Below are 12639 nucleotides of genomic sequence, written 5' to 3' on the forward strand. Positions count from 1 at the left end.
AATATACTTTGTTTTTAACTCTATTGGTTGCGGTGTTTAACATTATAATCAAATGGTTTTGATACATAAAATTAATTATAGAATGAATTTTAGAATTAACAAGACATTACAATTTTTACTACTTCCAATAATTACCCTAATGCTTTTACTTCATTCTTGTGACAGTAATGACGACGAAGAAATTAATTTAATATCCCCTACGGTATCAGAAGTTGAGGTAGGATTATTTAATAATGAACTTGGAGTGGTAGGAGAAGATTTTCACTTTAATGCAGAGTTTTTAGCAGGTGACTTATTAGATTTGGTTACTATAAATATTGAGCAAAGAGAAGGAGAAACGTATTCAACAGATTGGTCTTTTGAAATGGTTTGGGATAAATATCAAGGTTTAAAAAATGCTACTATGCATCAGCATTTTGATATACCTGCAGAAGCACCTAAAGGAATTTTTGATTTTATAATAACTGTTACAGACCAAAACGGAACATCTTCAGAAGAAGTCAGAAACATTGAATTGATTGATGCTGCAGATTTTCCAGAAGTTAATCCGCATGTAGATGTATTTGGAGTAGACAAGATAAATATTGAGGGCACGGGAGGATTTAACAATTTTTACAATAATGGCGAATTCAGAAATCCTGATGAAGCATTTTTTAGCACAAACGAGTCAATATGGTCATCCATACAAATAGGAGAGATAAAGGGAGATGGTATTATGTATGGTCTATTAATCAAGAAAAGTCAAAACCACAAGCCTGAAACCTTAGAAGCCATTGATTTTTCTAAAGTTATCGTTACAGAGGTTAAAGAACACTCAGGTTTTGAAGAGGTTAGAACTTTTGCCAATAGTTATAATACAAACTTTAATAACCATTATATGTATGGGGTACCTCTTAAAATTGGTGCTACGGAAGACAACAATTTTCCAGAAGCCACCCCCATTACAGAAGATATAGCTTGGGAGAGCGGTACTTACTATTATGGGGTTGTATATTATAATTTCACATACTTAAAAAGTGCATTTCAATATATCGAATTCGATATTGTTATCGAGTAAATAGCATTACAAAGCTTAAAAATACCTATTACCATATGGAAGCGATTATTACAATTGTTGGCTTTTTGGGAGCAGGAAAAACTACTTTATTAAAGTTTTTAATAGATAGTTTTTCTGAGAAAGGTTGGGACCCTTTTCTCATTCTTAACGACTATGAGAATGCCCATATGGACGCTCAACAATTTGTAGAACAAATACAGTCAAAAAGCATTAAAGCGCTTACCGGCAGTTGTATTTGTTGCAGTGGTATAGCGGAACTCAGGAACATCGTAAATAGAATTCCCAAAAGAAAAAATGGAATTACCTTAATTGAAGCTAACGGAACCTCTGATGCTTGCTCTCTTACGGAGTTCTTAGGCGTAGGCCTAAATGATAGGTTCTTACCCCCTATTCAAATATCTGTTGTAGATGTTAAAAACTGGCAAAAACGGGGAGAACATAATGAATTGGAAGCCAATCAGATTCAGGTTTCCTCACTTCTTGTTTTAACGCACTTAGAAAATACAACCAAAAGCCGACAGGATGTAGTCGTTAAGGAAATAAAAGCGCTCAATCCACTGGCACGAATTAGCACTATGGAAGATTTAAATATTTCGCTTCTTCCAGAACTTTTACCCGCTACCAATGCGCCTCAAAAAATGGAGCATCACAAAGCACATTGGTCTTCCTGCTCTGCAGATTTGCCCATTTTGCCCCACCTAGAGTGTATCCATAGGATTTGTGAAGCCCTCCCCAAAAACATACTCAGGGTAAAAGGCTGTGCTCAAATCAATGAGGAAAGTGCTTACACTTATTTTGAACGCAACCCAGATGGCGAGGTCCATATTAGACCTTTTAACGGTGTTCCCATAACCGGCACCAAGCTCTTGGCCATAGGACCAGGCAGTAGTCCTGAAATTTTAGAAAAAATAATACAACAAAGCCTTAACGCATCAATTTCAACATAGAAGAAAAAAACTTCAGCTAGAAAAAATACTAAGCGTCTCTTAAATTTTAAATCGTATGGAAATGAAAAAACTACCTGTAACCGTATTAAGTGGCTTTCTAGGTGCTGGAAAAACCACCTTACTCAATCATATTTTACATAACAAAGAAGGGTTAAAAGTAGCTGTTATCGTAAATGATATGAGCGAAGTAAATATAGATGCCCAATTCATTGAAAATGAAAATACACTTTCTAGAACCGAGGAAAAACTGGTAGAAATGTCCAATGGATGTATTTGCTGTACCCTTCGTGAGGATCTTATGGTAGAAGTAGAAAAACTTGCCGCCCAGAATAAATTCGATTACCTATTGATAGAAAGTACGGGCATAAGCGAACCTATTCCCGTGGCACAGACCTTTACCTTTGAAAGCGAAGATGGCACTATTGACCTTAGCCGTTTCAGTTATGTTGACACCATGGTTACCGTAGTGGACGGATTTAACTTCTTAAAAGACTTTTCCAGTCCGGACTATCTTACTACCAGGTCTTTAACGGATATTGAAGGAGACCATAGAACCATTGTTAATTTGCTTACCGATCAAATTGAATTTGCCAACGTAATCATCATCAATAAAATTGATTTAATTACGTCCGATCAATTAGAAGAACTTAGGGCTATTATTCATAAATTGAACCCCGAAGCGCGTATTATTACAGCTACTGAATCTAAAGTAGAACTAGTGGACGTTATCAACACAGGGTTGTTCGATTATGAGAAAGCAGAGGCCTCGGCAGGGTGGATTCAAGAATTGGAAAATGAACATGTACCCGAAACCGAAGAATACGGAATAGGTTCCTTTGTCTTCAGAAGTAAAAAGCCATTTCACCCAGAACGTTTTTTAACCTACCTGAACCAAAGTTTCCCTCAAAACATCATCAGAAGCAAAGGTTTGTTTTGGTTGGCCTCAAGATCTGACCAAGCATTATTATGGAGCTCTGCAGGTGGTTCTTGCAAAGCTGATTCTGCTGGTGTTTGGTGGACATCAATGCCCTTTTCAGAACGGATAAACTATGCTGCATTCTCTGAAAATCAAGATCAAATTGAATCAGACTGGGATGTTCTTTTTGGCGATAGAAAAATAGAACTGGTTTTTATTGGGCAGCATATAAATAAAGAAAAAATGATTTTAGAATTGAAAAATTGCCTGCTCACGGAGCCGGAAATAGACCTTTGGGAAAATCAATTATTCCCGCAACAAGACCAATGGCCCATAGCGTAGCAATAGTAGAAATACAATTTTAAGATGGTTCAAACAGACAATCTCACATTTCATTATAAAAAAGCGGAACATAGGTTTCGCTTTCCCAATATAGATTTAAAAGAGCAGGAAAGTTTACTCATTTTAGGAAAATCCGGAATAGGAAAAACAACCCTACTACATCTTTTGGCCGGTTTACTTAAGCCTGCAAGCGGAACGCTAATAATAGATAGCGTAGAGATCAACAAGCTGTCTCACTCACAATTAGATAAATTTCGGGGACAAAACATTGGGCTTGTATTTCAAAAAAATCATGCCGTCAGGTCGTTAAACGTTCTGGACAACTTAAAGGCCCGCCTTTTTTTTAGCGGAAAGTCCATCAACCATACTGTAATCGATTCGTTATTTGAGCAATTGGATCTAACCGAAATTAAAAAGAAACAAATCAATGAACTCAGCGAAGGACAACTACAGCGCTTAGGAATCGCTATGGCCGTAGTACATAACCCTCAAGTTATTCTAGCTGATGAACCTACCTCCAGTCTGGATGATGAAAATTGTATGGCCGTATTACGATTGTTACAACAACAGGCCGAGAAAAACCAAGCGAATCTAATAGTTATTACCCATGATAACCGCATCAAGTCTGCGTTTAAAAATGTAATTACACTATGAATAATTGGAAAATAAGCCTTAAGAACCTTATCCATAAACCGCTCTATGCGTTTTTAAGTATATTTTCCCTATCTATCAGTATTGGTTTACTTCTGGGTATTCAACAATTGGACACTTCCATACAAAACCAATTTGAAAATGGTTTGGGTGCTGTAGAAATGGTAGTTGGTGCCAAGGGAAGTCCGTTACAATTAGTGCTTTCCTCTGTTCTACACATAGATAACCCAACGGGGAATATCGCGTACAGCGAAGTGGTAAAAATGAAAAAAAATCCTTTGGTAAAAGAAGCCGTACCCATCTCCTATGGCGATAGCTACAAAGGCCACCGTATCGTAGGTGCTACGCTGGGTTTCGCTAAAATGTATAGTGCGGAACTACTGGAAGGAAGAGAAGTAGAAACTGCTATGGAAGCCGTTTTGGGCAATGATGTAGCCCAACGGTCAGGCTTAAAACTGGGTGATACATTTGTGAGTTCGCACGGACTAACGGAAAATTCAATCGAACAACATGAAGAATACTTTACGGTGGTCGGTATCTACAAGCCAACATATAAAGTTATAGATAGATTGATCGTAACCAACCTAGAAAGTATCTGGGATGTTCACGACCATGACGGGCATGAAGAAGGCCATGATGAAGCGCATTTAGAACCAGAACATGATGACCATAGTGAACATGAGAATCATGAAGACCATGAAAACCATGAAAACCACCATGCGCACGATTTGCATGAAGAAGACGATGATAGAGAAATAACCTCTATTCTGGTTTCTTTTAGAAACCCAATTGGGCTCATGACCATGCCAAGAAACATTAATTCCAACACGGACATGCAAGCCGCCTTGCCCAAGTATGAGCTAGAGCGACTGTTTCGCTTTACGGGCGTTGGGGTCAAAGCAATCTCCTGGATTGCCTATATTATTCTACTCATATCCTGTGTTTCTATTTTTATCGGTCTATACAAAATGGTGCGTGAACGTGCTTTTGACCTTGCCTTGATGCGTACCTATGGTGCCAGTAATTTTCAGTTGTTTCGCATTGTGGGTTTTGAAGGTGTTCTAATGGTATTGGCATCCTTGATATTTGGTTTTTTGTTTTCCCTTATCGGATTATACTTTATGGTCAACCTATTTAAATCCCAATTTCAACAAGATATCATTCTCACATTTTCTACAGACCAAATGCTATGGACGGTCCTCATTGTAGTAGTCATTTCCGTAGTTTCAATTGTGTTGGCTATTCTTCCTTTGTTGAAAATGAATATCTCAAAAATTTTAAGTGATGAAAAATAAGCTTTTATACGTGCTATTCCTTCTGGTTTCGATGACGGCCGTGGGTCAAACGGACCTTACCTGGGATGATTTGGCAAAAATAGATTACACCGAAAAATATTTTCCGGCCTATGAATCTAACTTTCTGTATCCAGAATTTAGTAAAGAAATAACCGACCTTCAAGGCAAAGAAGTAACCCTATCCGGTTATTTCTTAGATGTAGACCCCAATGGGGAACTCATTATACTATCCAAGAATCCATTGGCTTCCTGTTTCTTTTGTGGCAATGGCGGACCTGAAACAGCAGTAGAAATACAGTTCAAATCTAAACCCGACTTTAAAACAGACGATGTGGTGCTTATAACCGGCACATTACAACTTAATAAAGACGACGTGGAGCACTTTAATTACATACTTACCGATTGCTCTGGTTTTCAATTGAAATAATCAGTCATTTTATAACAAATCAATTCAAAATGAACAGAAGAAAATTTTTCAGAAACGGATCACTGGCCACTTTAGGAACAACTTTACTACAACCGTTCAGTGGTGTGGCCAATACTCTTCCATATAATAGTAAAAATAAAAAAGCCAAGAATATTATTGTAATCATAAGTGATGGCATGAGCACTGGTACCTTAAATATGACAGACCTGTATCTATCCAGAAAAACAGGTACAGGTACCAATTGGCTGCAACTGTACAAAGACAATAAGGTAACTAGATCCTTAATGGACATGGCTTCGGCCAGTTCAATTGTTACCGACTCCGCAGCTGCTAGCTCCTCGTGGGGCGGTGGTGTTCGTATTGCAAATGGCTCATTAAATGTGAGCAAAAACGGAGAAGAACATCTTCCCATTTGGCAAAAAATTAAACAGGCAGGCAAAAAAGCAGGTTGCGTTACTACGGTACCTATAACCCATGCTACGCCTGCCGGATTTTGTATAAATTCTAAATCTAGAAATGCCCAGGAACAGATAGCGGAAAAGTATTTAGAGCATAAGTTTGATGTGATGATGGGTGGCGGAAACAATTATTTTACTCCCGAGAAGAGAAAAGATAAAAAAGACATGTATGAAGCTTTTGCATCAAACGGATATGAAGTAGTTAACACAAGAAACGACATGTTTTCCGCTTCAATTGACAAGCCTATATTAGGAGTTTTTCATGATAACGGACTTCCATATACTATAGACAGACAAAATAGTAAAGAGCTACTTCAAAAAGTGCCTACGCTTGGCGAAATGACCCAAAAAGCTATTGAGGCAATGAAAGACCACCCTAAAGGCTTTGTGTTGCAGGTAGAAGCAGGAAAAGTGGACTGGGCTGCTCATGGTAATGATATTGCCGGACTTATTTATGACCAGACCGCTCATGACGAGGCCATTCAAATAGCAATGGATTTTGCGGAACAAGATGGAGAAACATTAGTTATTATCACCACCGACCACGGTAATGCTAACCCTGGTGTTATCTATGGAAATGATGCGAATGATAATTTTGATACCATTCAAGAATACAAACACACCAATGAATGGATATTAAACGGAATTGGTAAAGAAACGTCTATTTCTCAAGTAAAAGAAAGGGTAAACTATGCCAATAATTTTTCAATAACCAATGAAGAATGTGAGCAGCTATTAAGCTATTATACCAACCTACAAACAGAAGATGGACTTTACAACCCCAAACACCTTCCTTTTAAGATTTTGGCTAAAATTCAGGAACAGCATAATTCCGTGGGTTGGATAAGTATGCAACATTCCGCTGATTATGTAGAACTGGCCATGTACGGGCCCGGCAACCATCTATTAAAACCGTTTATTAAGAACATAGACCTTCATTATTTAATGCTGGAAGCTGCAGAAATTGAAAATAAATTCTAAAGAATAAATTCTCTAAAAAAACCACTCATCAATACTATTTTTATACATGGGGTCTTCTTTAAATATATAGTCCTTGCTTCATATATAGATAAGATTAGCAATCAAATAAACAATAGTAGTAAGGAAATATATTCTTGTTTCAATTTCAAAATAACCTTTCCCACATTCTTTTCTTCTAATCTAGCAATAAGGTTGAGCATGTAGGAGATTATTTTAGATTTGGGCGCTTTTATAAATTCTCCTAAGCTTAAGACTATGAGGTCTATTTTATCAATAGCGTCCTTTTGGTGATCCATACCGAGACCTCAAAGTAAATTTGCGTTATGCCATGATAGTTCTCGTGCTTTACCTAAACTAAAGTTTATGATTTGTTCATCTGTATTTAGACCGGCTAAATCAAGTAAAAACAACAATCTAGACACTCTACTAAGTCGGTCTTGCATTTCATTAACAATGCTGGCGAGAATACTGTTGACTTTATTAAAATCATTTTCAATTTCCGCTATCTCCTTTCCATGCATTTCTGCACTAACAGCTAACCCCAAAATCAAGATTAATAGGTGTATTGATTCCCATCAATATATCTTGCAGAATGGTTAATGGCTCGTTTTTATTTTTAAAAGCAAATGCCCAAGATTTACTTATTGTAGGACTTCTTGTATGCTGGTCGCCACAGTTTTTCGCAACATCAAAATTTACAGCCACATCTCTAAATAAGTTGTAACTTTTTATTGATTCTTGAGCATTAAAAAATGTCGTAAGTAAAATTTTTTAGATTTAATAATACAGCCTAAAATCTAGTAATTTACAGACATTGTAATGCCTTTGGTGCAGCTCTTCTACGACCTCAAACATATCATCATCTTCTTCAAATAAGTTAAAGAATGCTTTATCAAGATTTGCACTGCTTACGCCGTTACGAGCATTTCCGTAGCCAGAAACTGCTTTGGCGTTTGTAATATCTAAAAAGTACTGAGCTTCTTCTTCGTCTAGGTCCAGAATTTTTGCATTTGAAAAATGCAGGATTTTGCCTTTTAAACGACCTTCAAAGATTTCGGCAATTTCTTGTAGAGTATAGTAGTAATCATTTAGACAGATACTATTTGCTTCCCCATGCATTACTAAATAAATGATTTCATAATCCTAAAATTATGATCATTTAATACAAGTGCATTTAAGCTAGCTTCTAACCCTTCAATGGTGTCGCATGTTTTATAAATACTGGCTATGCCATAGTTCATGGCCAGTTGCGCTAAGTTTTTTTGTGCTTCAGTTACCTGGTCCGTTTCTAATTCAGAAACCCCTTCTAAACAGTAAATGAAATGGTCTTCACCTGTAGATAGGTTTTGAGGTAACTGTTGTCTTTTTTCTAACAAGTTTTAGAATTTATTTACATATATGAAATGTAAAATTAAAATAAGCTTTTATATTTTTCAATTTAATTTCAAAACCATTCATGCTATATCCATTTATTGCTTTTTTTAAAAGTAATGTACAACTAAATAAAACTAATTTGTTGCTAATCTTCTATTAAAAAGAATCTCAGGTAGCGCTATTTCTTTATATTTACCAAGTAAATAGTTCACCCCTTATGAAGCACATTTTTCTTTTAGTTTCACTTATATTTTTGTCTGGATTGAATGCTCAAAAAGCTAACGAAAAACCGAACAAAACCTATAAAAGCATTATCGAATTATCCAAAACAAAGAATTTTCAATCTTTAGTAAACGAAATTGACGCCTATTATTCAACGTCAGCTAAGCAGGAACGAAAAGATTATAAGAAATATATGCGTTGGAGAACATTTGCTGAAAATAGATTGGATGCCAATGGTGAAATTGCAAACATTGGTCAACTTAATTTTGAGGCCGCTTTAGAACAAAATATAAAGTTAAGGAAGGCTAATAAGAACGCATTTATATCTGCAAAGAATGGGGATGATTTGCGATGGGAAAATGTCATACATGAAGTACCGACAGAACGTGGTCGAGTTGATTGTGTTGCTGTAGATCCTTCAAATTCAGATATTATTTACGCAGGAGCTAATACGGGTGGGGTTTGGAAAACTATAGATGGTGGTTTAAACTGGGTTCCACTAACCGATAATTTGCCAACACTAGGTACAACCAGTATCGTAATAGATCCTAATTCTCCGGTTAACAGTCGAAAAATCTATGTTCTTGTTGGTGACGGAGGATGGGGTAATCAATATCATAGTACAGGTATTTATGTTACAAACGATAGTGGGTCAACATGGTCTCCCCTTAGTTTGCAATTTGATGAGACAGTAAATAATCCCTCGGCAAGAAAATTGGTTATGGATCCAATGAATTCAGATATTCTGTATGCGGTTTTTTGGACATCAATTTACAAGACGCTAGATGGTGGCAACACATGGACTAAATTAACTATTAGTAATACTAGTAATTATGGTTTTTATGACTTGGAAGTTTGCCCCAATGATAGCGAAACCTTATATGTTGTTGAACGTGATCAAATATTTCATAGATCTATTGATGGTGGAAATTCATGGAATGTTTCAACTATGCCTGGGGGAACAGTAACGAGTGGAGCCCAGACCGGAATCGCTGTTACAGCAGCTAATCCAAATGTGGTGTACTATTTAAGTATGGAAGCCAATAGCAGCGATAATTCTAAATTTCATGGAATTTACAAGTCAACCGATAAGGGACAAACATTTTCTTTATTCGAAGATGATATGCCTGATGTTTGGTTTTTAAATCAAAAAAATGGGATGGCTGAAATTGTAGTTTCTCCAATTAATGAGAATGATATTTTTACCGGGAGCTTCTTTACGCATAGGTATAATTCAAGTACTGGTAATTTAGAGGCTATTGATAGTCAAAACGCCCATGTAGATGTTAGGGGTTTATATCTTATAAATGGAAGATTATTTAGTTGTAATGATGGAGGTCTTGATATGACCACCGACTTTGAAAACTGGGAAGATTTGTCTAACGGTATGTTGATTAAACAAATTTACGAGGTTGATACAGATAATAATGATTCAAGAAAAATTCTTCTAGGCACTCAAGATAATGGGTTTTCCTATGTTAATAATGGTAATGAAGAAGTGATTTCCGGTGGAGACGCTTATTATGTTGCTGCTTCGAAATTGTTTGATCGAGTTTATTTTAATATTAATTATAGATTACTAGGTGCTGCAAATACCAACCCTAACGAATTAAAAAAAATGGAACCAAAAAACACAGGTAGTGGTCCTATGCTTGTTTATGATTCCTATTCACAAAACGGTTTAGAAACGGACGTTCTGTTATTAGCAGATGGTTTTGATATAAAAAGAATTTTAATAGACCAAGATTTTAATTTTAATTGGCAAAATTTAAGTAATGGTCAGTTTAGTGAAGGGTATACCCGTTGGGTTGGTTTCGATGTATCTGAAACAAATAAGAATTCTTTTTATGGTGTTTCTGCAAATGGAAATAATTGGAATTTAATAGTAAAATCTGAGAATTTGCTTAATGCTCAACCTACTTTCACCGATATTTCAGATGCTTTTCCGGAGATTGAAAATAAATTGACTAGTATAGTAATGAGTGATAGCGAAACTGAAAAAATTTGGGTGGCTAGCGGAGGTTACACAGCTAATGAGAAAACGTTTTACTCTAGTGATGGAGGGCAAAATTGGATAAATATGTCGGAAGGATTGCCTAATACACCCGTGAACACTTTGGCTTATCAAAAACTGGACGATTCAGATGTTATTTATGCAGGAACCGATATAGGAGTCTATTACTATATAAGCAATTTAAGTACAGCATGGATGCCCTATTGTCTTGAAACTTTACCGACCACCATTGTTAATTCACTAAAATATAATGGTAATGATGGACTGCTGACTGCAGGAACTTTTGGTCGTGGAGTTTGGCAAATTGAAGCTCTTTCTGAGGTGCCCAATAACCTTGAAATTAGTCCTGAGACCCAGAATGTTGATGTTACTTCGGGCACTATAACCTACAGTGTTTCCTCAAATGTTGATTGGAGTGTGAGTGAAAGTTCTGATTGGCTGGAAGCAGTTAAAACAAATGATACTACACTGACTGTTACGTATGATGAAAATATAATTACAGAAGATAGGATTGCAACAATATCGATTTCAGGTGGTGAACTTACCAATGAAATATTACTAATACAAAACGGTATAACGCCAAGTTTAGTAGTTTCCCCAAAAAACCTAACCGTAACTGCCGAAGCGGGTTCTGAAACTTATAGCGTTGCTTCAAATGTCGATTGGGATGTAAGTGAAATTTCGGATTGGTTAACGGTGGTTAAGACTGATGAGAATACCTTTACCGTAAATTATGACGAAAATATTAGTCAGGAAATGCGAATGGCAACAATTAACATTACAGCTGATACTATATCAAGAACTATAAGTATTGAACAAAACTTTGTGGAAGATGATGTTTTTAATGAAAGTGAAATTACCATTCATCCAAACCCGACAAGTAGTAAGTTTTACATTAAATCTAATAAAAATATAGCTTCTGAGTTTGATATTAATATCTATGACCTTACCGGAAAGAAAGTTATTTCGATAAGAGCAAATGAACTGCTTTCTGATGAACCATTGGAAGTAGAGATCTCCATCTTACAAGCAGGGCTATATGTTGTAAAGTTAAATAATATCGAAATTGAAACACTTAAAAAAGTTTTAAAAAAGTAACGCGTAATATATAGTTGCAAAATTCGAAAGTTTAATTGCTTCGATTTTCATTATACACACGTTTTAGATTATTTGGGTTTTACTCAAAAATAATTTAACCTACGGATGGTATTTTACGGAAGCCTGTAATTGATAGATAAGAACTGGTTTGGGAAGCATTCAATCTCAATAATACATCCTAAAATCCAGCACTTTACAGACATTGTAATGCCTTTGATGCAGCTCTTCTACGACCTCAAACATATCATCATCTTCTTTAAATAAATTAAAGAATGCTTTATCAAGATTTGCACTGCTTACACCGTTAAAAGCATTTCCGTAGCCAGAAACTGCTTTGGCGTTTGTAATATCTAAAAAGTATTGAGCTTCTTCTTCGTCTAGGTCTAGAACTTTAGCATTTGAAAAATGGAGGATCTTACCTTTTAAACGACCTTCAAAAATTTCGGCAATTTCCTGTAATGTATAGTAGTAGTCGTTTAAGCAGATACTATTTGCTTCCCCATGCATTACTAAATAAATGATTTCATAATCCTTAAAATTATGATCATCCAACACCAATGCGTTTAGGCTTTCTTCTAGTCCTTCTATGGTATCGCACGTTTTGTAGATACTTGCAATGCCATATTTCATGGCGAGCTGTTCCAAGCTTTGTTGTGCTTCGGTAAGTTGTTCAGTTTCTATATCATCGACACCTTCTAAACAGTAAATGAAATGGTCTTCATCTGTTAATCGTTCTTGTGGTAATTGTCTTCTTTTTTCTAGCAAGCTTTTGTATTATTTGGGGTGTATGAGATACAAAATTACTGTAACAATATTATTTTTTTAGTGTTTTCATTTTTTTTCTATACCATGCGCAA

General features: G+C 36.0%; 11 protein-coding genes and 1 pseudogene. 8 read left to right on the forward strand and 4 right to left on the reverse strand.

Translation table 11 applies throughout. The annotated features are described in order from the left end of the window. The first annotated feature begins 82 nt into the window (after window positions 1-82). The 7 genes from IWC72_RS16385 to IWC72_RS16415 all read left to right on the forward strand — a co-directional run bounded on the left by IWC72_RS16385 (window position 83) and on the right by IWC72_RS16415 (window position 7074). Window positions 83-1057 carry a DUF4625 domain-containing protein gene (locus tag IWC72_RS16385; RefSeq protein WP_194530503.1) on the forward strand — a complete coding sequence of 325 codons (975 nt, stop codon included), beginning with the start codon at window positions 83-85 and terminating at the stop codon, window positions 1055-1057. Between the two features lie 35 nt (window positions 1058-1092). After that, window positions 1093-2004 carry a GTP-binding protein gene (locus tag IWC72_RS16390; protein WP_194530504.1) on the forward strand — a complete coding sequence of 304 codons (912 nt, stop codon included), beginning with the start codon at window positions 1093-1095 and terminating at the stop codon, window positions 2002-2004. Window positions 2005-2065: 61 nt separating this feature from the next. Beyond that, window positions 2066-3262 (forward strand): GTP-binding protein, encoded by a 1197-nt coding sequence (locus IWC72_RS16395; RefSeq protein WP_194530505.1) that lies wholly within the window; start codon window positions 2066-2068, stop codon window positions 3260-3262. 24 nt (window positions 3263-3286) lie between these two features. Next, window positions 3287-3916 (forward strand): ATP-binding cassette domain-containing protein, encoded by a 630-nt coding sequence (locus IWC72_RS16400; protein ID WP_194527258.1) that lies wholly within the window; start codon window positions 3287-3289, stop codon window positions 3914-3916. Further along, window positions 3913-5208 carry an ABC transporter permease gene (locus tag IWC72_RS16405; protein ID WP_194530506.1) on the forward strand — a complete coding sequence of 432 codons (1296 nt, stop codon included), beginning with the start codon at window positions 3913-3915 and terminating at the stop codon, window positions 5206-5208. Before IWC72_RS16400 ends, IWC72_RS16405 begins: the two co-directional genes overlap by 4 nt. After that, the gene (locus IWC72_RS16410; RefSeq protein ID WP_194527260.1) at window positions 5198-5635 is read left to right on the forward strand and encodes a hypothetical protein; all 438 of its coding nucleotides are present in this window, start codon (window positions 5198-5200) and stop codon (window positions 5633-5635) included. The genes IWC72_RS16405 and IWC72_RS16410 overlap by 11 nt, the downstream gene beginning before the upstream one ends. 29 nt (window positions 5636-5664) lie before the next feature. Beyond that, entirely contained in the window at window positions 5665-7074 is a 1410-nt protein-coding gene (locus IWC72_RS16415) for an alkaline phosphatase (protein ID WP_194530507.1), read from the forward strand. A gap of 305 nt (window positions 7075-7379) precedes the next feature. Here IWC72_RS16415 and IWC72_RS16420 read toward each other — a convergent pair whose 3' ends face one another. From IWC72_RS16420 to IWC72_RS16425, 3 genes and pseudogenes are all read right to left on the reverse strand, one after another. After that, a complete protein-coding gene (locus IWC72_RS16420; RefSeq protein WP_194530508.1) occupies window positions 7380-7625 on the reverse strand; it encodes a DUF5995 family protein in 246 nt (81 codons plus the stop codon). After that, window positions 7603-7779 carry a DUF5995 family protein gene (locus tag IWC72_RS20480; RefSeq protein ID WP_394370100.1) on the reverse strand — a complete coding sequence of 59 codons (177 nt, stop codon included), beginning with the start codon at window positions 7777-7779 and terminating at the stop codon, window positions 7603-7605. Before IWC72_RS20480 ends, IWC72_RS16420 begins: the two co-directional genes overlap by 23 nt. A 72-nt stretch (window positions 7780-7851) precedes the next feature. After that, window positions 7852-8450 (reverse strand): annotated as a pseudogene (locus IWC72_RS16425) (DUF6642 family protein). A 215-nt stretch (window positions 8451-8665) separates the two neighbouring features. On the opposite strand from IWC72_RS16425, the gene IWC72_RS16430 reads away from it, so the two are divergent. Continuing rightward, window positions 8666-11782, forward strand: a complete 3117-nt coding sequence (locus tag IWC72_RS16430) for a VPS10 domain-containing protein (RefSeq protein WP_194530509.1) — start codon at window positions 8666-8668, stop codon at window positions 11780-11782. Window positions 11783-11947: 165 nt separating this feature from the next. On the opposite strand, the gene IWC72_RS16435 is transcribed toward IWC72_RS16430, so the two are convergent. Next, window positions 11948-12547, reverse strand: a complete 600-nt coding sequence (locus IWC72_RS16435) for a DUF6642 family protein (RefSeq protein ID WP_194530510.1) — start codon at window positions 12545-12547, stop codon at window positions 11948-11950. Window positions 12548-12639: the final 92 nt, after the last annotated feature.

This window comes from Zobellia roscoffensis, from assembly GCF_015330165.1.
Taxonomy (GTDB): Bacteria; Bacteroidota; Bacteroidia; order Flavobacteriales; family Flavobacteriaceae; genus Zobellia; species Zobellia roscoffensis.